The organism is Mesorhizobium subarcticum (assembly GCF_055456085.1).
Genome location: NZ_CM144237.1, coordinates 4,024,962 through 4,045,393, shown reverse-complemented (window position 1 = coordinate 4,045,393; position 20,432 = coordinate 4,024,962). Strand labels below are relative to the sequence as shown.

The following is a 20,432-nucleotide window of genomic DNA, read 5'->3' as shown; positions in this document are numbered from 1 at the left end:
GGTCCATGTTGGCCCTACTCCTGCGGCGAACATCGTCGTTCCCTACAGCGGCACGACTTTGCCGTCGGCGAGCGTGATGCGGCGATCCATGCGCGATGCCAGTTCGTGATTGTGGGTGGCGATCAGCGCCGCGAGGCCCGATTGCTTGACCAGTGCTCCCAGCGCGTCGAACACATAGGAAGCGGTGACCGGGTCGAGATTGCCGGTCGGCTCGTCGGCCAGAAGCACCAGCGGCGCATTGGCGACCGCGCGCGCGATGGCGACGCGCTGCTGCTCACCACCGGAGAGTTCGGATGGCCGGTGCGACGCCCGCTTGCCGATCTGCATGTAGTCGAGCAGCTGCGCCGCGCGCTCGGATGCCTCCTTGCGGCTCAACCCTTTGATGAGCTGCGGCATCATGATGTTTTCCAGCGCCGTGAATTCCGGCAAGAGGTGATGGAACTGATAGACGAAGCCGATATCGTTGCGGCGGATCGACGTGCGCTCGTCGTCGGACAGCCGGCCGCAGGCACGACCCGCCAGAATGACATCGCCGGCGTCGGGACGCTCCAGCAGGCCGGCGGTATGCAGGAGCGTCGACTTGCCGGTGCCGGATGGCGCCACCAGCGCCACCATCTCGCCTCGCTTCAGCGCAAAATCGGCGCCGTTGAGGATGGTGAGCTTGCGCGGCCCCTGGACATAGTGCCGCTCGACGCTCTTCAGCTCGATAATGACCTCAGCCACTATTCGTACCTCAAGGCTTCGACGGGATCGAGCCGAGCCGCCCGCCATGCCGGAAACACCGTCGCCAGGAAGGACAGGCCGAGCGCCATGATGATGACATAGGTGGTCTCGCGCGGATCCATCTTCGCCGGCAGCTGGCTGAGGAAATAGAGTTCGGGGTTGAACAGCACCTTGCCGGTCATCCACGAGAAGAACTGGCGGATCGATTCGATGTTGGTGCAGATGACGACGCCGAGCAGCACGCCGGCCAGCGTGCCGGTGACGCCGATCGCCGCCCCCGTCATCAGGAAGATGCGCAGGATGGCGCCGCGCGAGGCGCCCATGGTGCGCAGGATGGCGATGTCGTGCCCCTTGTCCTTCACCAGCATGATCAGTCCCGAAATGATGTTGAGCGCCGCCACCAGCACGATCAGCGTCAGGATCATGAACATGACGTTGCGCTCGACCTGCAGCGCCGAAAAGAAGGTCTCGTTGCGCTGTCGCCAGTCGACCATGTCGATCGGCCGCTGCGCCGCCTCTTCGACTTTCGATTTCAGCGCGTCGACATCGTCGGGATTGTCGACATAGATCTCGATGGTCTGCGCACGCCCGTCCATGTTGAAATAGAGCTGGGCTTCAGAGAACGGCATGTAGACGATGGAGGTGTCGTATTCCGACATGCCGACTTCGAAGATCGCCGCGATCTTGTAGCCCTTCATGCGTGGCGTCGTGCCAATCGGCGTTACGTCGCCATCGGGCGAGATCAGCGTAATGGTGTCGCCCAGCGTCAGCCCGAGATTTTCGGCCATGCGCTTGCCGATGGCGACGCCCTCGCCCGTATCGAAATTGGCGAGCGTGCCTTGCTTGATGTTGTTGGCGACGATGGAAATCTTGCCGAGATCATCGCCCCTGATACCGCGCACCAGCGCGCCGGTGCCGCCGCCGACATTGCCTTGCGCCAGCACCTGGCCGTCGATCAGCGGAATGGCGTATTTGACGCCGGGCACGCCGTTGATGCGGCCGGCGACCTGGGCGTAGTCCTCAAGCGGCGAATCGAGCGGCTGCACGATCAGATGGCCGTTGACGCCGAGGATGCGCGTCAACAACTCGGCGCGGAACCCGTTCATCACAGCCATGACCACGATCAGCGTCGCCACCCCCAGCATGATGCCGAGGAACGAGATCGAGGCGATGACGGAAATCACCGTCTCCTTGCGCCGCGAGCGCAGATAGCGCCACGCCACCATGCGTTCGAAGATGGAGAACGGGCCGGCGCCCGCCGATCTTGTCGCCGCCGCCTCGGTCATGCAGCAGCACCGAAGCGCTTTTTCGCGTCGGCCAGCGGCAGCGTCTCACGCTCGCCGGTCTTGCGATTCTTGATCTCGATTTCACCGGCGGCGACGCCGCGCGGCCCCACGATCACTTGCCAGGGCAGACCGATCAGGTCGGCGGTGGCGAACTTGCCACCCGGCCGCTGGTCGGTGTCGTCGTAAAGCACATCCTTGCCTGCGGCTGCGAAGGCGGCATAGAGCTCGTCGCAGACGCGGTCGCACTCGGCGTCGCCCACCTTCATGTTGATCAGGCCGATGTCGAACGGCGCCACGCTGTCCGGCCAGATGATGCCGTTCTCGTCATGGCTGGCTTCGATGATCGCCGCGACAAGCCGCGACGGGCCGATGCCGTAGGAGCCACCGGAGACGAAATGATCCTTGCCGTCGGGCCCGGTCACCTTGGCGCCCATGGGCTTGGAATATTTGTCACCGAAATGGAAGATGTGGCCAACCTCGATGCCCCGCGCGGAGACACGGTCCGCTTCGCCGAGCTTCTCCCACGCCGCCTCGTCATGCATCTCGTCGGTGGCGGCGTAAGGCGTCGTCCACGTTTTGACGATGTCCGATATCTCGGCGTCATTGGCGAAGTCGGTGTTCTCGCCGGGCACCTGGAGCGACAGATAATCGCGATCGCAATAGACCTGGCTTTCGCCGGTTTCGGCCAGGATGATGAATTCATGGCTGAGGTCGCCGCCGATCGGCCCGGTGTCGGCCCGCATTGGGATCGCCTGCAGGCCCATGCGCGTAAACGTCCGGAGATAGGAGACGAACATCCTGTTATAGGCGGCTCTCGCACCTTCGAAATCGAGGTCGAAGGAATAGGCATCCTTCATCAGGAATTCGCGTGAACGCATCACGCCGAAGCGCGGCCGAACCTCGTCACGGAATTTCCACTGGATGTGGTAGAGGTTGAGCGGCAAATCCTTGTAGGACCTGACGTAAGCGCGGACGATTTCGGTGACCACTTCCTCATTGGTCGGACCGTAGAGCATGTCGCGGTCCTGGCGGTCCTTGATGCGCAGCATCTCCTTGCCGTAGTCGTCATAGCGGCCGCTTTCGCGCCACAGGTCGGCCGACTGGATGGTCGGCATCAGGATTTCCAGCGCGCCGGCGCGGTTCTGCTCCTCGCGAATGATCTGGCAGACCTTGTCCAGCACCCGCTTGCCGAGTGGCAACCAGGAAAAACTGCCCTGCCCTTGCTGGCGGATCATGCCGGCTCGCAGCATCAGCCGGTGCGAGACGATCTCGGCCTCGCGCGGATTTTCTTTGAGGATGGGCAGGAAATAGCGCGACAAACGCATGGACTGGTCCGTGAATGAGGAACGGCCACGCCAGAATCGGCGCGACGCAGGCTTGCTTGACCCGGCTTCATAGCCATTTCAAGGCGCAATGGAAACCCGGCCATGGCGGCACATTGACGCCGTGGTGCCCGCAATCCTCCGGTTTCCGGGTCACTTCGCGCCGGCTTGCCTGAACCGTAAAGCCGTGGGACGCTGTCGGCTTGGGGCGGATTGGGGCATTGCGCTTTTTCCTGGCAGTCATGGTGGCGCTCTTTTTCGTCTCGGCGGCACACGCCGAGCGGCGGGTTGCGCTGATTATTGCGGCCGACGAGTACCGCAACGTACGTCCGCTGAAGAATGCGGTGAACGACAGCCGCACGATCGAAAACGCGCTGAAAAAACTCGGCTTCGACGTCACCACCGAAGCGAACCGCGACCTGAAGCGCATGCGCCGCGCGCTGGAGGATTTTCGCGATGATGCGGCCGGCGCCGATGTCGCGCTGATCTATTTCTCCGGCCATGGCGTCGAGATCGCGGGCGACAACCGCCTTCTGCCGGTCGATGCCGATCCGTCTTCGCTGGACCGATTGAAGGCCACAACCCTTCCACTCGAAGAGGTGCGCGAGACGGTGACCGCGGTCGGCAAGATCGGCCTAGTGGTGCTCGACGCTTGCCGCAACGATCCCTTTGGCCAGTCCGGGGGCAGCGAATCCGGAGACAGCCAGTCTGGTGAAGGACGCGGCGTGGTGTCCATCGCGCCCGACGTGAAAGCCGAGGCCAAGCCGGGGCTCGGACGCATGGGCGCAGCGGAAAACGTGTTGTTCGCCTTCTCCGCGGCGCCCGGACACACGGCGTCCGACGGCGCATCCGGCAACTCCGAATTCTCCGCCGCATTGGCCAGGTTCCTGCCCACGGACGGGCTGGAAATACGCTCGGTGCTGACCCTGGTGCAGCAGCAGGTTTACGATCTGTCGCGCGGCAAACAGCTTCCCTATGTCGAGAGCGGTTTGCCCCGACTTTTCTTCGCCGCGCAGGCCAGCAAGGATGCCCTGCCCGAGCGCGATCGGCTGCTGCTTGCCATGGCCGATGTCACGCCGGACCTGCGTGTCGAGGTCGAGACTGCGGCGGCCAATGCCGACATGCCGCTGGCGCCGCTATACGCCGCGCTCATCACCTCTGATGGCAAGGCGATGGCGCCAGGGCAGCGCCAGCAGAAACTCAGGGAAGCAGCCGAAGCCTTTATCAAGGTGCGGGCCGATTTGCGCAACTTCGCCTCCTCTGATCCGCAGGTCACGGCGCTGCGTCAACAGGCCGAGGTGCAATTGGCCCTCGGCTCCTTCGACGAGGCACGGGCGCTGCTTGGCAAGGCCGCTGACATCGACGGCAAATCTCGCGACGATCTGAAAACCCGTTTCATCGAGCGCACGCTGTCGGAGGCAACGACACACTATTTAGCCGGCGGCGCCTCGCGGGCGCAATTGCGCTACGACCTCGCCATCGAGGACTACCGCAAGGCTGTGGCGCTCTATGCCGATGTCGAGGGTTTCCCGATACCGGACGACGCGCGCTACCAGCAGACACTGTCATGGGAACTGATCGGCACACTGGAAACGACCGTCGGCCATTTGCAGGAAGCCGGCAAAGCCTACGATTCGATGGTCCGGTCCGCTGAGAAACGTGCGGCCGCGGAGCCCGACAAGATCGATCACCAGCGCGACCTTGCCGTGGCGCAGAACAAGGTGGCCGACGTCAAGGAGGCGATGGGCGATAGCGCCGGCGCGATCGCGCTTTACCAGCAGGCTCTCGCGACGATGAAGGCGATCCTCGAAAAGGAGCCTACCTTTGGCTATCTGCGCGACTACGCCATCTGCTTCAACCGCATCGGCGACGCCATGCGGACTGCGGGCGACGGACCCGGCGCGCTGGCCAATTACCGTTCAGCGCTCAAGGTTGCCGAGTTCCTGGTCGAGCAAGCGCCGGATGATGACGGCTTCCGGCGCGACCTTGCCGTCAGCCATTCCAAGATCGGGCTCGCGCTCCGGCTGACCAACGATTTGGAAGGCTCGATCGCGGAATATGATGTATCCCTGCAGATTACCGAGGCGCTGGCGAAGAAGCTGCTTGACGACACCGAACTGCAGCGTGACATCACCGTCAGCCTCACCGCTATCGGCGACCTGCAGCGGCTGACGGGGCACAACGAAAAGGCTTTCGAACCCTACAAGCGCAGCGTCGATATCGCGCAAAAGCTGGTGGCGCGGGATCCCGGCAACACACTATGGCGGCGTGACCTCGAGCTTGCGCTGGGCAAGATATCCGACGCCCGCGCCGAGGCCGGAGATATTGATGGAGCGCTTGCCGACCGCCGTTCGTCGCAAGCCATTGCGGAATATCTGGCCGAGCTCGACCACGACAATGCCGAATGGCAGCGCGACCTTGCGGTCGGCCACAACCGCATCGGCGATATGCTGATGAGCAAGGGCGACAAGACCGGCGCGGCTGCGCAATACCTGGCTGGTTTCGTCATCGCCAAGGCGCAGTTGCAAGCCGACCCGGGCAATGTACAGCGCACGGTCGATGCCGCCTTCAGCCGCTACAAGCTTGCCGTGGCTGGCGTCGACCCTTCGACAAATTTCAAGGCCGCGCTGGCCATGCTGACGGACCTGAAATCGCAAGGACGGCTGCCGGGTGCCAACGAGGTCTGGATCGGCATGGTCGAAAAGGCAATGGCGGAAGCCGGCGTCGCCAAATAGCATTCAGCCGATTGTGTGGAGGAGGCCGAATGTCTTCTGATTTGGCCGCGAATTCTTTGCGCGCGTCAATTCAGGACATGCCGTAAAAGCCTGCTGGTTGTTTCGAAAGCAAAGCATGCCATTCTATTGTGCAGTGCAGCACGAGAATGCCTGTTTCGAGGCAAAATTCTTCGTGACATTTTCATTCGGCTTAGGCTAGTGTGCCGCGATAACCGAGAGGGTTGAGAAAAATCAGCTCTCCTACGCGGTCAAAGTCTTGGGAGGATGCGATCTAGGCGCGGTTACTCGCTGCCGCCGGAAAACGGAAACAGATCGGACGCGTTTAATTGCAAGGCCTTGTGCCTTGCATTTTTTTTGTGCAATCACCTGGTTAGCGCGGCGAGTTCACGGACTACATGACCTTGCGTCAGCAAGCTTACGGCCGCGCGATCTGACGGCATCGCGATCCCCACCCGCATTGCACCGATGGCGTCGGAGCGCCCTTGCCGAGAGGTCTATTTCGCGGGGCCGAAATCCGGCATGATGCGCGCGAGGTCGTCGACGCTGTATCCCAGCCCGTGCGTCAGGCCATAGAAAATGCCCATCAGGATCGCCGTGACGATGGTGGTCCGGATCACGGCGCGCAACATATGCGGGCCACGCGGCGCGCTCGCGACCGTGCCCAACGTCACGTCATGATCGTCATCCTGCGTCCTGACGCTGAACGGCAGCACGACAAACAGCACCACCCACCAGGTCGCGAAAAACAGGGCGGTGAACGAAATCCAGCTCATGATTGTTCCAGTTCGATCAGCGTGCCGAAGAAATCCTTCGGATGCAGGAACAGCACCGGCTTGCCATGCGCGCCAATCTTCGGGTTGCCGTCGCCCAGCACGCGGGCACCGGCAGCCTTGAGCTGATCGCGCGCGGCGACGATGTCGTCGACCTCATAACAGAGGTGATGCATGCCGCCGGACGGGTTTTTCGCAAGGAACGCTGCGATCGGCGAGCCCTCGCCCAAAGGCTCCAGCAATTCGATCTTGGTGTTGCCGACATTGACGAACACCACGGTGACACCATGCTCCGGCAAAGCCTGCGGCTCCGTCACTTCGGCGCCGAGCGTGCCGCGATAGGTAGCAATGGCCGCCGCCAGATCCGGCACGGCAAGCGCGACATGGTTCAGCCGTCCAAGCATGGGTTTTCCTCAGGGGAGTATGGCAATAGGGCAGTATGGCAGTAGGGGAAAAGTTGAAGTGTACTCGTATCGAAACCCTACTGCCCTACCCCCTTACTGCCCTACTCCCCTCATCTCGTAACAAACACCGTCACCAGCGGCTTCTTGCCCCAGGCTTCGTTGGCCGCACCGCGCACCGCGCGCCGCACCGCCTCCTGCACCAGGTCGAGGTCTTTGCGGCGCTGACGGGGGATCGAGTCCACAGCACCGACGGCCGCGTCGATCATCAAATCTTCCAGCGCCTCGCCGCTGGCATCGGCCTCGGCAACGCCGATCGCGACCAGGTCGGGGTCGCCGGCCAACTCATATTTGTCGTCGAGCACGACATTGACCGCGACATGGCCGGCAAAGGACAATTTGCGCCGGTCGCGAATGCCCATCGCCTGGTCGGTGCCGATCAGCCTGCCGTCCTTGTAGATGCGGCCGAACGGCACCTGGTCGATGATGGTGGCCGGGCCGGGCGCGAGCCTCAGCATGTCACCGTCGCGCACCTGCGCCACCTGGCCGATGCCGGAGGTCGACATCAGCGAGCCCTGCGCCACCAGATGCGCCGCCTCGCCATGCACGGGAACGCCGATCTGCGGGCGCACCCATTCATACATCTTGCGCAATTCGCTGCGCCGGGGATGGCCGGAGACATGCACCAGCGCATCGCCGTCCTCGATGATCTTGATGCCGAGATCGATCAGGCGGTTCTTGATCTCGAGGATCGCCTTCTCGTTGCCGGGAATGGTGCGCGAGGAAAACACCACCGTGTCGCCCGCCGTCAGCGACACCGATTTCATCTCGTCGCGGGACAGTTTGGCCAGTGCCGCCAGTGGCTCGCCCTGGCTGCCGGTGCAGATGATGACGAGGTTTTCGCGCGGGATGAAGCCGAAATCTTCCTCGGCGATGAATTCCGGCAGTCCGTCCATGTAGCCGAGTTCGCCGGCGACATCGATGACGCGCTTCAGCGAGCGTCCCAGCACCAGGCACTGGCGGCCGGCATCGCGTGCCGCCCTGGCGATGGAGACGATGCGTCCGACATTGGAGGAGAAAGTGGTGACGGCGACGCGGCCGACGGCACTCTGGATGACGCCCCTCAGGCCCTCGCCGACGGCGACTTCCGAAGGCGACTCGCCTTCGCGCAGCGCATTGGTCGAATCGCAGATCAGCGCCAGCACGCCCTTGTCGCCATAGGCACGAAAGCGCGCCTCGTCGGTCTTGGGTCCGATCGTCGGCTCCGGATCGATCTTCCAGTCGCCGGTGTGGATGACGGTGCCGGCCGGCGTGGTGATGGCCAGCGACATCGGCTCGGGAATGGAATGCGCCACCGGAATGGCTTCGATCTCGAACGGGCCGACGGTGAATTTTTCGCCGGCCCGATAGATTGTCACCGGGATTTTCGGCGCGCCTTGTTCGCCCTGCCGCTTGGCATCCAGCAGTCCGGCGCTGAACGGCGTCATCCAGACCGGTGCTTTCAGCCTCGGCCAGGTGTCGAGCAGCGCGCCGTAATGATCTTCATGCGCATGGGTGATGATGACACCGCGCAGATTGGCGAGGTTCTCCTCGATGAAGCGCGTGTCGGGCAGCACCAGGTCGACGCCGGGCAGGCTGGCATCTGGAAAGGTGACGCCGACATCGATGACGATCCATTCGCGCGCACTCGGCGGGCCGTAGCCATAGAGAGCGAAGTTCATACCGATCTCGCCAACGCCGCCAAGCGGCACGAAGACGAGTTCAGCGTTTTCGGCTTTCGCCATGATTTTTTCCTTCCTGGCCCTCAGGCCAAGCCGTTGGAGCAATTCCAGGAAAAGCGTGTAATGGCTTCCCCACAGGAATTGCGCATAAACAAACAGTTATAGCCGTCATTGTTCATATCGAACAATGAGCCGCTCTAGACCCGGGCGGATGCAACCGCGCCGAAATGCACGTCGCCGGCTGCGACTATCACAACAGATCCCTCATCGTCGCGGATCACGAAACGACAGTCTTCGTCAATGGTCTCGAACACCCCACGCACGACATTACCGTCAATTCTGACAGCAACCTCGCCGCCAAGCCCCGCCGCGTGCGCCAGCCAGCGCCGCCTGACGGCGGCAAGACCGCGCCCTTCATCCCACAGGCGGGCATTCTCGCTCCAGGCATCCGACAGCGCCAGGAACAGGGTCTCCGCATCGCAGGTGGCGCCGAGTGCTTGAAGCGACGTCGCGGGATACGGCAAATCCGGTGGGTGCGCCACCACATTGACGCCGATGCCGACGGCGACCGCGAAGCGGCCGCCATCCAGTATCGCGGACTCCAGCAGGATGCCGGCGAGCTTTGCACCGGAAGCAAGCACATCGTTCGGCCATTTCAGTTCGAAACGGTTTTGCCCCTGGCTTGCACCATCGAGCCCGATGGCGATGCGGCCCTTCGGCACCACCGCATCGAGCGCGTCGGCAAGCGAGAGGCCAGCGACGAAACCGAGCGTCGCGGCAAGGCGAAGTTCACCGCCGGTGAGGACGAGCAAGGTCGCCGCCAGATTGCCTTCGGGCGATACCCAAGCGCGGCCGCGCCGGCCACGCCCGCTTTCCTGCTTCTTGGAAACGACCCACAATTTACCAAGGTCGCCTGCCCTTGCGTGGTCCAGCGCCACCGTATTGGTCGAGCCGACGCTGTCATGGGCCTCGAGCCGGAACCCTTCCGACGCCGAGGTTGGGGCCAGCCGAAATGCCATTCCGTCTAGAAAAACGTCTTGGCGGCGGCTTCGGCATAGGTGCCGATCGGACCGCCGATCAGCACATAGAACAGCACGAAGGCGCCGCTGACGCCGAGCACGACACGCAATTCGCTGGCCATCGGCACGAAGCCACCGACCGGTTCGTCGAACCACATGATCTTGATGATGCGCAGGTAGTAGTAAGCACCCACCACGGAGGCCAGCACGCCAATGATCGCCAGCGCGTAGAGGTGGGCGTTGATGGCGGCCAGGAAGACGTACCACTTCCCCCAGAAGCCGGCGAGCGGCGGAATGCCGGCCAGCGAGAACATCAGGATGGTGAGGATCGTCGCCATGATCGGGTTGGTCGAGGAAAGCCCGGCCAGATCGCTGATCTGCTCGACATTGCCTTCCTTGCGCCGCATGGCGAGGATGAAGGCGAAGGTGCCGAGCGTCATCACCAGGTAGATCAGCATGTAGATTGCGACGCCGCGCACGCCGGCCTGGCTGTTGGCGGCAAGGCCGACCAGTGCGTAGCCCATGTGGCCGATCGAGGAATAAGCCATCAGGCGCTTGATGTTGGTCTGGCCGATCGCGGCGAAGGCACCGAGCGCCATCGAGGCGATCGAGATGAAGACGATGATCTGCTGCCAGTCGGCGGCAATCGGCTTGAACGCGCCCATCGTGACGCGCACGATCAGCGCCATCGCCGCCATCTTGGGGGCCGCCGCCAGGAAGGCCGTCACCGGCGTCGGCGCGCCTTCATAGACGTCGGGTGTCCACATGTGGAACGGCACCGCCGAGATCTTGAAGGCAAGGCCGGCCAGCACGAAAACCAGACCGAAGACGAGGCCAAGCTGGCGCTCGCCGCTGCCAAGCGCGGTCGCGATCTCCTGGAAGCCGGTGTTGCCGGTGTAGCCGTAGACCAGGCTGATGCCATAGAGCAGCATGCCCGACGACAGCGCGCCGAGGACGAAATATTTCAGGCCCGCTTCCGTCGAACGCAGATTGTCGCGGTTGATCGCGCACAGCACATAGATCGCCAGCGACTGCAGTTCGAGGCCGAGATAGAGCCCGATCATGCTGTTGGCCGAGATCATCAGCATCATGCCCAGCGTGCAAAGCAGGATCAGCACCGGATATTCAAACTTGTCGAAATGTTCCGCCTTGGCAAAGCGCCCCGACATGATCAGCGTCACCGCCGAGCCGACCAGCGCCAGCACCTTCATGAAGCGGGAAAACGAATCCTGGATAAAGGCGTGCCCATAGGCGTTGCCGTCCCCGGTATGGAAGATCAGCCATGCGCCCGCGACGACCAGCACGGCCACGGCGAGGCCGGTCACCAGCGTGCTGGTATTGGCGCGCGAATAGGCGCCGACCATGAGCAGCACCAAGGCGCCGATGGCAAGGATCAGCTCGGGCGTCGAGAGCGACAGGCTGGAGAGAAGGTCCGGCGTCATGGTTCGCAAAACCTCTGGTCAGTTCGCCGCCGCGGTCTGCGCGGCGCCGATGGATGCGGTGACATTGGTGACGAGCGACTTGACCGATTGGGCCGTCGCGTCGAAGACGGGAGCGGGATAGACGCCGAAGAAGATGACCAGCACCACCAGCGGGTAGATGATGACCTTCTCGCGCGCCGAAAGATCGAGCAACCCCTTCAGGCTGTCCTTGGTCAGCGCGCCGAAGATCACCCGGCGGTAGAGCCAGAGCGCATAGGCCGCTGACAGGATGACGCCGGTGGCGGCGAAGAACGCCACCCAGGTGTTGACCCGGAACACGCCGAGCATGGTCAGGAACTCGCCGATGAAGCCTGAGGTGCCGGGCAGGCCGACATTGGCCATGGTGAAGATCAGGAACACGGTGGCGTATTTCGGCATGTTGTTGACCAGGCCACCATAGGCATCGATCTCACGTGTGTGCATGCGGTCGTAGATGACGCCGACGCACAGGAACAGCGCGCCCGAGACCAGGCCGTGGCTGAGCATCTGGAAGATCGCGCCCTGCACGCCTTCCTGGTTCATGGCGAAGATGCCCATGGTGACGAAGCCCATATGGGCGACCGACGAATAGGCGATCAGCTTCTTCATGTCCTGCTGCATCAGCGCCACCAGCGAGGTGTAGATGATGGCGACGACCGAGAGCGTGAACACCAGCGGCGCGAACATTTCGGATGCCAGCGGGAACATCGGCAACGAGAAGCGCAGGAAGCCGTACCCGCCCATCTTCAGGAGAATGCCGGCCAGGATGACCGAGCCTGCCGTTGGCGCTTCGACGTGAGCATCGGGGAGCCAGGTGTGCACCGGCCACATCGGCATCTTCACCGCGAAAGAGGCGAAGAACGCGAGGAATAGCCACGTCTGCATGTTGGCCGGGAAGCTGTGGGTCAACAGCGTCGGGATGTCGGTCGTGCCGGACTGATAGAACATCGCCATGATGGCAAGTAGCATCAGCACCGAGCCGGCCAGCGTGTAGAGGAAGAACTTGAACGAGGCGTAGACGCGCCGCTTGCCGCCCCAGACGCCGATGATGATGAACATCGGGATCAGGCCGGCCTCGAAGAAGACGTAGAACAGCACGATGTCCAGCGCGCAGAACACGCCGATCATCAGCGTCTCGAGCAGCAGGAAGGCGATCATGTAGGCCTTGACGCGCTTCTCGATCAATTCCCACGAGGCCAGGATGCAGAGCGGCATCAGGAAGGTCGTCAGGATGACGAACAGCATGGAAATGCCGTCGACCCCCATATGGTAGGAGATGCCGGAGTCGAGCCAGGCCACCTTTTCGACGAACTGGAAGCCGGCCTGCGAATTGTCGAAGCCGGTCCAGATGAACAGCGAGATGATGAAGGTGAAGGTCGTCGTCAGCAGCGCGATGGCGCGGATGTTGCGGCGTGCGTTTTCGCTGTCATCGTTGATGAACAGGATCAGCAGCACACCAACCAGCGGCAGGAAGGTGACCAGCGAGAGGATTGGCCAGGCGGTCATCAGAGCATCATCCAGGTGACGAGTGCGGCAACGCCGATCAGCATGGCGAAGGCATAGTGGTAGAGGTAGCCGGTCTGCAGCTTGACGACGCGGTTGGTGACATCGACGACGCGCGCCGAAATGCCATCCGGCCCGAGCCCGTCGATGATGGTGCCATCACCGGTCTTCCACAGGAAGTAGCCGAGACGCTTGGCCGGCCGCACGAACAGGAAGTCGTAGAGCTCGTCGAAATACCACTTGTTGAGCAGGAAGGCGTAGAGCCCGCGATTCTGCTTGGCCAGGTTCACCGGCATTTCCGGCGAGCGGATGTAGAATTTCCACGCCAGCGCGAAGCCGATCAGCATGGCGATGAAGGGCGACAGCTCGACCCACAGCGGCAGTTCTTCGATCTGGTGCAGAATGTGGTTGTCCGGCAGCGTGAACAGCGATGCCTTCCAGAACTCGGCATAGCCTTCGCCGATGAAGGAATTGTGGAAGATGATGCCCGCAAACAGCGCGCCGGCAGCCAGAATGAACAGCGGCACCAGCATCACCGGCGGCGATTCATGGACATGGTGCATCACCTCATGGCTCGCCCGCGGCTTGCCGTGGAAAGTCATGAAGATCAGGCGCCAGGAGTAGAAGGAGGTGAAGCAGGCCGCGATCACGAGCAGCACGAAGGCGAAGCCGGCGACCGAGTTATGGCCGGCAAAGGCGCTCTCGATGATGGCATCCTTGGAGAAGAAGCCGGCGGTGCCGATGACGGTCACCGGAATGCCGACGCCGGTCAGCGCCAGCGTGCCGATCACCATCATCCAGTAGGTGGTCGGGATCAGCTTCCGCAGGCCGCCCATCTTGCGCATGTCCTGCTCGTCGGAGACGGCATGGATGACCGAGCCGGAGCCGAGGAACAGCAGCGCCTTGAAGAAGGCGTGCGTGAACAGATGGAAGATCGCGGCACCATAGGCGCCGACGCCGAGCGCCACGAACATGTAGCCGAGCTGTGAGCAGGTCGAATAGGCGATGACGCGCTTGATGTCGTTCTGGACGAGGCCGACGGTCGCCGCGAAGAAGGCGGTGAAGGCGCCGATGAAGGTGACCACCGTCAGCGCCGAATGCGACAGTTCGAACAGCGGCGAAAGCCGTGCCAGCATGAACACGCCGGCCGTCACCATGGTGGCGGCATGGATGAGCGCGGAAACGGGCGTCGGGCCTTCCATGGCGTCCGGCAACCATGTGTGCAGCGGCACCTGTGCCGACTTGCCCATGGCGCCCATGAAGAGCAGCAGGCAGACGATGGTCATCGCCGACTGTTTGTCCAGCGCATGGCTAAGGAAAGTCAGCACGGCGGGACCTTGCGGTGCGCCTTCAGCGGGAATGAACGTTGCTGCGTTGGCGAAGATGGTGCCGAGATTGACCGAGCCGAACAGCACGAACAAGCCGAAGATGCCAAGCGCGAAGCCGAAATCGCCGACGCGGTTGACGACGAAGGCCTTGATGGCCGCGGCATTGGCCGAGGGCTTCTTGTACCAGAAGCCGATCAGCAGATAGGACGCGAGACCGACCCCTTCCCAGCCAAAGAACATCTGCACAAGATTGTCGGCTGTCACCAGCATCAGCATGGCGAAGGTAAACAGCGACAGGTAGGCGAAGAAACGCGGCCGGATCGGATCGTGGTGCATGTAGCCGATCGAATAGATGTGAACCAGCGCCGACACCGTGTTGACCACCACCAGCATCACCACCGTCAGCGTATCGATGCGCAGCGCCCAGGAGACGTCGAGGCCGCCGGACTGGATCCAGTGCAGCACCGGCACGACGAACACCTCGCCATGGCCGAAGCCGACGCTGAAGAAGGCAACCCACGACAAAACAGCCGAAATCACCAGGAAACCGGACGTGATGTATTCGGACGCCTTGGCTCCAAGCGAATTGCCGAACAGGCCGACGATCAGGAAGCCGAGCAGGGGAAGGAAGACGATGGCCTGATACATGGTGGTTCCGTCAACCCTTCATCATGTTCACGTCTTCGACCGCGATCGAGCCGCGGTTGCGGAAGAAGACGACGAGAATGGCAAGTCCGATGGCGGCCTCGGCCGCGGCGACCGTCAGCACGAACAGCGCGAACACCTGGCCGACGAGATCGCCGAGCGCCGCCGAAAAGGCGACGAAATTGATGTTGACCGCCAGCAGGATCAGCTCGACCGACATCAGGATGACGATGACGTTCTTGCGGTTCAGGAAGATGCCGAACACGCCGAGCGTGAACAGGATCGCCGATACGGTCAGATAATGTGCGATGCCGACGACCATCTCGAACTCCTTCGCCCGACTTGACCTTGCGGATTTCCATGCCGGTGGCCGGCGTGCGGCCGACCTGGGCTGCGATCGACTGCCGCTTGACCCCTTCCTTGTGGCGCAGCGTCAACACGATGGCGCCGATCATCGCAACCAGCAGGATGAGGCCCGAAACCTGGAAGTAGTAGAGGTAGTCGGTATAGAGGATGTCGCCGAGCGCAGCCGTGTTCGAGCGCGCCGCGAGATCGGGAATAGGCTTCGAAACAGTCGCGGCCAGTTTTGGCGCGAAGGTGTAGCCGCCGAGCACCACGATCAGCTCCGCCGCCAGGATCAGCCCGACCAGCGCGCCGATCGGCGCGTATTGCAGGGCGCCGCTCTTCAGTTCGGCGAAGTCGACGTCGAGCATCATGACGACGAACAGGAACAGCACCATGACCGCGCCGACATAGACGACGAGCAGGATCATCGCCAGGAACTCGGCGCCGGTCAGCATGAAGAGGCCCGCGGCGTTGAAGAAGGTCAGGATCAGGAACAGCACCGAATGCACGGGGTTGCGCGACGAAATGACCATGAACGCCGACGCCACCGCGACAAAGGCGAAGAGGTAGAAAAAGGCCGCCTCTAGTCCACTCAACATTGGGGATCCCCCGGGTTTCCTGTCCGGACACGACGCCTGCGCCTTGCCCGATCTCGCTTGCCACCGCCTCCGGTCAGCAAGTTTCGTTGTGTCCTTAGACGAGGCCCCTCGCCCCGTCCATGCGTCAAATATCAGCGGTAGGGCGAGTCCAGCGAGATGTTGCGCGCCAGTTCGCGCTCCCACCGGTCGCCATTCGCCAACAGCCTGTCCTTGTCGTAGTAGAGTTCCTCGCGCGTCTCCGTCGCGAACTCGAAATTCGGCCCTTCGACGATGGCGTCGACCGGGCACGCTTCCTGGCAGAAGCCGCAATAGATGCACTTCACCATGTCGATGTCATAACGCACCGTGCGGCGCGTGCCGTCATTGCGGCGCGGGCCGGCCTCGATGGTGATGGCCTGCGCCGGGCAGATCGCCTCGCACAATTTGCAGGCAATGCAGCGTTCCTCGCCATTGGGATAGCGGCGCAGCGCATGCTCGCCCCGGAAGCGCGGGCTGGTCGGCCCCTTCTCGTGCGGATAGTTGATCGTCTCCTTCGGCGCGAAGAACTGGCGCATCGACAGGAAGAAGGCGCTGACGAAATCCTGCAGCAGCAGCGATTTGGCGGCTTGGCCGAGAGCGGACATCACGCAAACCCCGTGATCTTGAGGAAGGCTGCGGTGGCGACCACCATGAACAGCGAGATCGGCAGGAACACTTTCCAGCCAAGACGCATCAGCTGGTCGTAGCGGTAGCGCGGCACGAAGGCCTTCACCATCGAGATGCCGAAGAACACGAAGCAGACCTTCAGCACGAACCAGATGACGCCGGGCACCCAGGTGAAGGGGGCGAAGTCGAAGGGTGGCAGCCAGCCGCCAAGGAACAGGATGGTGGCCAGCGCGCACATCAGCACGATGGCGACATACTCGCCGAGGAAGAACAGCAGGAACGGCGTCGACGAATATTCGACCATGTGGCCGGCGACCAATTCCGATTCGGCCTCGACCAGGTCGAAGGGCGGCCGGTTCGTCTCGGCCAGCGCCGAGATGAAGAAGATGATGAACATCGGGAACAGGCACAGCCAGTTCCAGTCGAGGAAGGTGTTGGGCAGGCCAAGCCGCGTGCCAATCCCGTCATGCTGCGACAGCACGATATCGGTCAAATTGAGCGAGCCGGCGGTGAGCAGCACGGTGACGATGACGAAACCGATCGAGACTTCGTAGGACACCATCTGCGCCGCCGAGCGCAGCGCGCCGAGGAACGGATATTTCGAATTGGACGCCCAGCCGCCCATGATCACGCCATAGACCTCGAGCGAGGAGATGGCGAAGACATAGAGGATGCCGACATTGACGTTGGCGATCGCCCAGCCCTGGTTGACCGGAATGACCGCCCATGCCGAGATCGCCAGCACGGCCGACACCAGCGGCGCCAAAAGGAAGACGCCCTTGTTGGCGCCTGACGGGATCACCGGCTCCTTGAAGACGAACTTCAACAGATCGGCGAAGGCCTGCAGCGTGCCCCAGGGGCCGACCACGTTCGGCCCACGGCGCAGTTGCACCGCCGCCCAGATCTTGCGGTCGGCATAGAGGATATACGCCACAAAAATCAGCAGGATAACGATCAGCACGACCGATTTCAGCAGGATGATCAGCGCCGGCAGCACGTAGAAGGAGAAGAAGGTTTCCATGCTTATTCCGCCGCCTGCTTGAAGCCGCTCTTGGCCAGTGCCGAGCATTCCGCCATCACGGCGGACGCCCGCGCGATCGGGTTCGTCAGGTAGAAATCGTGAACCGGCGAGGTGAAGGTGCCCTTGTTCAGCTGCCCGCCGAGCTTCGCCACGTTGGCGATATCCTCGGCATTGCCCGGCTCAACGTGGTCGATGCGGGCCAGATGCGGGTATTCGCCATAGAGCTTGGCACGCAGTTGCGGCAGCGAATCGAACGGCAGCTTCTTGCCCAGCACATCGGACAGTGCCCTGAGAATCGCCCAGTCTTCGCGGGCATCGCCCGGCGCGAAGCCGGCGCGGTTGGTCTGCTGCACGCGGCCTTCCGTGTTGACGTAGGTGGCCGACTTTTCGGTGTAGGCGGCTGCCGGCAGGATGACATTGGCGCGGTGCGCGCCCTGGTCGCCATGGGTGCCGATATAGACGACGAAGGCGCCGCCGGTCCTGCCCATGTCAATCTCGTCGGCGCCGAGCAGGAACAGCACATCCGTCTCGCCCAGCATGCCGGCAACGTCCTTGCCGCCCTCACCCGGCACGAAGCCGAGATCGAGGCCGCCGACGCGGCCGGCTGCAGTGTGCAGCACGGCAAAGCCGTTCCAATCCGCGCGAGCGGCATTCACGGCAGCCGCGATCTTCGCTGCCTGACCGAGCACCGCCGCACCGTCGGCACGCGCCAGCGCGCCCTGGCCAACGATAATCAGCGGGTGCGTCGCCTTCTGCAGCACCTGGAAGAACTTGCCCTTGCCGTCGGCCAAATCTTTCAGCGAATCCGGTCCGGCGCCGAGCAATTCATACTCGTAGCGCGTGTCGCCGACATCGCCGATGACGCCGACCGGCAGATTACCGACCCGCCAGCGCTTGCGGATGCGGGCATTGAGCACCGAGGCTTCGTAGCGAGGATTGGCGCCGATGATCAGCACCGCGTCGGCCTGCTCGATGCCTTCGATGGTCGGGTTGAAGATGTAGCTGGCACGGCCGAGCGCCGGATCGAGTGCGGCGCCATCCTGGCGGCAGTCGGTGTTCTTCGAACCGAGTGACGCCATCAGCTGCTTCAGCGCGTAGATTTCCTCGACAGCGGCGAGATCGCCTGCAATGGCGCCGATCTTCTCGGGCGCCGCCTTCGACACCGCGTCCTTGATCGCGGCAAACGCCTCGGCCCAGCTTGCTGGAACCAGCTTGCCATCCTTGCGCACATAGGGGCGATCGAGGCGCTGCGTGCGCAGGCCGTCCCAGATGAAGCGGGTCTTGTCGGAGATCCACTCCTCGTTCACCTGCTCGTTGACGCGCGGCAGGATGCGCATCACCTCGCGGCCACGGCTATCGACGCGGATCGCCGAGCCGACGGCGTCCATCACGTCGATCAATTCGGTCTTGGTCAGCTCCCACGGCCGCGCCTGGAAGGCGAAGGGCTTGGAGGTCAGCGCGCCGACCGGGCACAGGTCAATGACATTGCCCTGCAATTCCGAGGTCATGGCGCTTTCGAGATAGGTGGTGATCTCGGCATCCTCGCCACGGCCGATCAGGCCGAGTTCGGAAATGCCGGCGACTTCGGTGGTGAAGCGGACGCAACGCGTGCAGTGGATGCAGCGGTTCATCACCGTCTTGACCAGCGGGCCGATATACTTGTCTTCGACGGCGCGCTTGTTCTCGTGATAGCGCGAGGAATCGACGCCGAAGGCCATCGCCTGGTCCTGCAGGTCGCATTCGCCGCCCTGGTCGCAGATCGGGCAGTCCAGCGGATGGTTGATCAGCAGGAATTCCATCACGCCTTCCCTGGCCTTCTTGACCATCGGCGTGTTGGTGAAGATTTCAGGCGCCTCGCCATTGGGACCCGGGCGAAGGTCACGCACATTCATGGCGCAGGAGGCCTGCGGCTTGGGCGGTCCGCCCTTCACCTCGATCAGGCACATGCGGCAATTGCCGGCGATCGACAGCCGCTCATGGAAGCAGAAGCGCGGCACTTCCGCGCCCGCGTCTTCCGCCGCCTGCAGCAGCGTATAGTGGTCGGGTACAGTGATCTCTTTCCCGTCGACCTTGAGCTTTGCCATTCGCCTCAAACCTCTGCGGATTTCCCGCAATCTCATTTCCCGGGCGCGACTTCAGCCGCGCCCGACAGTTCATTCACTTCTTCGCGGCCAAAGCCGCCGCCTGGGCAGTCCAGTCGTCACGGCCGATGCGGCCCTTGAACGACAGATAGTCGTCAACCCAGGCGATCTCTTGCGGCGACCATGCGGCGATCTGGGCATATGTCCAGATACCCAGCCCGTTGAGAACCTTCTCCAGCTTCGGGCCTATGCCCGATATCGCCTTGAAGTCCGACGGTTTCGCCGGCCTGTCCATCGCCTTGGGCTGCCTGAAATCCTCGGGCAGCAGCACATCGGCGGTCTCACCCGTTGCCGGGGCGGCATTTGCGGCCGGCGCAATGACGGCGCTTTCCTTGGCGGCGATATCGGTGACTTCCTGCGCAAAGGACTGCGCCTCGGCGATCACGGTTTTGGCCGTCGCCCGCGCCTTGGTGGCGGAGACGCTCGTGTCGTCGAAGGTCGCGACGCGCGCCTCGAAATCATCCACGATCGGCTGCATGAGCCGCTGCGAGGCTTCGGCCGCGCCCGAAATCGCGCCAAGCCAGACGCCGAACGCATGGTTGGCGAGCCCGATGCCAAGCGCCGACATCGCCGCCGCACCCGCGACAGGGTGCACGAAAAGGTTGACGGCGCTGGCCATCTCCTTCGGCATCATCCTGGTCAGGTCCTGGTTCATCTTCTCGAGCTGGTCCAAATTGGGCATCATTGGGTAGGGTGTCGAATACGGCGCCATAGAGTTCTCCTGGTCGTTTTTTTCGTTCGCCCCGCCCCGCACTTCTCACTTCGGGC

Annotated in this window: 16 protein-coding genes and 1 pseudogene; 1 reads left to right on the top strand and 16 read right to left on the bottom strand. The window is 62.8% G+C overall.

Features of this window, described 5'->3' with window-relative positions; genetic code table 11:
• Positions 1–42: 42 nt before the first annotated feature.
• The 3 genes from ACZYHG_RS19750 to proS are packed head-to-tail and all read right to left on the bottom strand — an operon-like array spanning position 43 to position 3,334.
• Positions 43–726: an ABC transporter ATP-binding protein gene (locus tag ACZYHG_RS19750; protein ID WP_464614741.1), complete on the bottom strand. Its 684-nt coding sequence runs from the start codon at positions 724–726 to the stop codon at positions 43–45.
• Positions 723–2,009, bottom strand: a complete 1,287-nt coding sequence (locus tag ACZYHG_RS19745; RefSeq protein WP_464609994.1) for a lipoprotein-releasing ABC transporter permease subunit — start codon at positions 2,007–2,009, stop codon at positions 723–725. The genes ACZYHG_RS19750 and ACZYHG_RS19745 overlap by 4 nt, the downstream gene beginning before the upstream one ends.
• Entirely contained in the window at positions 2,006–3,334 is a 1,329-nt protein-coding gene (gene proS / locus ACZYHG_RS19740) for a proline--tRNA ligase (RefSeq protein WP_464609993.1), read from the bottom strand. The genes ACZYHG_RS19745 and proS overlap by 4 nt, the downstream gene beginning before the upstream one ends.
• A gap of 218 nt (positions 3,335–3,552) precedes the next feature.
• On the opposite strand from proS, the gene ACZYHG_RS19735 reads away from it, so the two are divergent.
• A complete protein-coding gene (locus tag ACZYHG_RS19735; RefSeq protein WP_464609992.1) occupies positions 3,553–6,066 on the top strand; it encodes a caspase family protein in 2,514 nt (837 codons plus the stop codon).
• Positions 6,067–6,560: 494 nt separating this feature from the next.
• On the opposite strand, the gene ACZYHG_RS19730 is transcribed toward ACZYHG_RS19735, so the two are convergent.
• The 13 genes and pseudogenes from ACZYHG_RS19730 to ACZYHG_RS19670 form a co-directional block, all read right to left on the bottom strand.
• Positions 6,561–6,839, bottom strand: a complete 279-nt coding sequence (locus ACZYHG_RS19730) for a DUF1467 family protein (protein WP_027029553.1) — start codon at positions 6,837–6,839, stop codon at positions 6,561–6,563.
• Positions 6,836–7,240 carry a methylmalonyl-CoA epimerase gene (gene mce, locus ACZYHG_RS19725; RefSeq protein WP_464609991.1) on the bottom strand — a complete coding sequence of 135 codons (405 nt, stop codon included), beginning with the start codon at positions 7,238–7,240 and terminating at the stop codon, positions 6,836–6,838. The genes ACZYHG_RS19730 and mce overlap by 4 nt, the downstream gene beginning before the upstream one ends.
• 110 nt (positions 7,241–7,350) lie before the next feature.
• On the bottom strand, positions 7,351–9,021 hold the full coding sequence (locus ACZYHG_RS19720) for a ribonuclease J (protein WP_464609990.1): 1,671 nt from the start codon (positions 9,019–9,021) through the stop codon (positions 7,351–7,353).
• Positions 9,022–9,155: 134 nt separating this feature from the next.
• The gene (locus tag ACZYHG_RS19715; RefSeq protein ID WP_464609989.1) at positions 9,156–9,977 is read right to left on the bottom strand and encodes a biotin--[acetyl-CoA-carboxylase] ligase; all 822 of its coding nucleotides are present in this window, start codon (positions 9,975–9,977) and stop codon (positions 9,156–9,158) included.
• Between the two features lie 5 nt (positions 9,978–9,982).
• Positions 9,983–11,419: an NADH-quinone oxidoreductase subunit NuoN gene (nuoN, locus tag ACZYHG_RS19710; protein WP_464609988.1), complete on the bottom strand. Its 1,437-nt coding sequence runs from the start codon at positions 11,417–11,419 to the stop codon at positions 9,983–9,985.
• An 18-nt stretch (positions 11,420–11,437) separates the two neighbouring features.
• Positions 11,438–12,943: an NADH-quinone oxidoreductase subunit M gene (locus tag ACZYHG_RS19705; protein ID WP_464609987.1), complete on the bottom strand. Its 1,506-nt coding sequence runs from the start codon at positions 12,941–12,943 to the stop codon at positions 11,438–11,440.
• Entirely contained in the window at positions 12,943–14,916 is a 1,974-nt protein-coding gene (gene nuoL / locus ACZYHG_RS19700) for an NADH-quinone oxidoreductase subunit L (protein WP_464609986.1), read from the bottom strand. Before nuoL ends, ACZYHG_RS19705 begins: the two co-directional genes overlap by 1 nt.
• A 10-nt stretch (positions 14,917–14,926) precedes the next feature.
• Positions 14,927–15,235 carry an NADH-quinone oxidoreductase subunit NuoK gene (gene nuoK, locus ACZYHG_RS19695; RefSeq protein ID WP_019858930.1) on the bottom strand — a complete coding sequence of 103 codons (309 nt, stop codon included), beginning with the start codon at positions 15,233–15,235 and terminating at the stop codon, positions 14,927–14,929.
• 4 nt (positions 15,236–15,239) lie between these two features.
• A pseudogene (locus ACZYHG_RS19690) lies at positions 15,240–15,857 on the bottom strand (NADH-quinone oxidoreductase subunit J); the annotation flags it as partial.
• A gap of 131 nt (positions 15,858–15,988) precedes the next feature.
• Positions 15,989–16,480, bottom strand: coding sequence for an NADH-quinone oxidoreductase subunit NuoI (gene nuoI, locus ACZYHG_RS19685; RefSeq protein WP_023690956.1), 492 nt, complete (start codon positions 16,478–16,480; stop codon positions 15,989–15,991).
• Entirely contained in the window at positions 16,480–17,523 is a 1,044-nt protein-coding gene (gene nuoH, locus ACZYHG_RS19680) for an NADH-quinone oxidoreductase subunit NuoH (RefSeq protein WP_464609985.1), read from the bottom strand. Before nuoH ends, nuoI begins: the two co-directional genes overlap by 1 nt.
• A gap of 2 nt (positions 17,524–17,525) precedes the next feature.
• Positions 17,526–19,607, bottom strand: a complete 2,082-nt coding sequence (nuoG, locus tag ACZYHG_RS19675; protein ID WP_464609984.1) for an NADH-quinone oxidoreductase subunit NuoG — start codon at positions 19,605–19,607, stop codon at positions 17,526–17,528.
• Positions 19,608–19,680: 73 nt separating this feature from the next.
• Entirely contained in the window at positions 19,681–20,376 is a 696-nt protein-coding gene (locus ACZYHG_RS19670; RefSeq protein WP_464609983.1) for an NADH-ubiquinone dehydrogenase, read from the bottom strand.
• Positions 20,377–20,432 lie beyond the last annotated feature (56 nt).

Bases quoted from the DNA above. Each gene is read 5' to 3' on its own strand.
- ACZYHG_RS19745 (WP_464609994.1), bottom strand. From the start codon at position 2,009: ATGACCGAGGCGGCGGCGACAAGATCGGCGGGCGCCGGCCCGTTCTCC.
- proS (WP_464609993.1), bottom strand. From the start codon at position 3,334: ATGCGTTTGTCGCGCTATTTCCTGCCCATCCTCAAAGAAAATCCGCGC.
- ACZYHG_RS19730 (WP_027029553.1), bottom strand. From the start codon at position 6,839: ATGAGCTGGATTTCGTTCACCGCCCTGTTTTTCGCGACCTGGTGGGTG.
- mce (WP_464609991.1), bottom strand. From the start codon at position 7,240: ATGCTTGGACGGCTGAACCATGTCGCGCTTGCCGTGCCGGATCTGGCG.
- ACZYHG_RS19720 (WP_464609990.1), bottom strand. From the start codon at position 9,021: ATGGCGAAAGCCGAAAACGCTGAACTCGTCTTCGTGCCGCTTGGCGGC.
- ACZYHG_RS19715 (WP_464609989.1), bottom strand. From the start codon at position 9,977: ATGGCATTTCGGCTGGCCCCAACCTCGGCGTCGGAAGGGTTCCGGCTC.
- nuoN (WP_464609988.1), bottom strand. From the start codon at position 11,419: ATGACGCCGGACCTTCTCTCCAGCCTGTCGCTCTCGACGCCCGAGCTG.
- ACZYHG_RS19705 (WP_464609987.1), bottom strand. From the start codon at position 12,943: ATGACCGCCTGGCCAATCCTCTCGCTGGTCACCTTCCTGCCGCTGGTT.
- nuoL (WP_464609986.1), bottom strand. From the start codon at position 14,916: ATGTATCAGGCCATCGTCTTCCTTCCCCTGCTCGGCTTCCTGATCGTC.
- nuoK (WP_019858930.1), bottom strand. From the start codon at position 15,235: ATGGTCGTCGGCATCGCACATTATCTGACCGTATCGGCGATCCTGTTC.
- nuoI (WP_023690956.1), bottom strand. From the start codon at position 16,480: ATGTCCGCTCTCGGCCAAGCCGCCAAATCGCTGCTGCTGCAGGATTTC.
- nuoH (WP_464609985.1), bottom strand. From the start codon at position 17,523: ATGGAAACCTTCTTCTCCTTCTACGTGCTGCCGGCGCTGATCATCCTG.
- nuoG (WP_464609984.1), bottom strand. From the start codon at position 19,607: ATGGCAAAGCTCAAGGTCGACGGGAAAGAGATCACTGTACCCGACCAC.
- ACZYHG_RS19670 (WP_464609983.1), bottom strand. From the start codon at position 20,376: ATGGCGCCGTATTCGACACCCTACCCAATGATGCCCAATTTGGACCAG.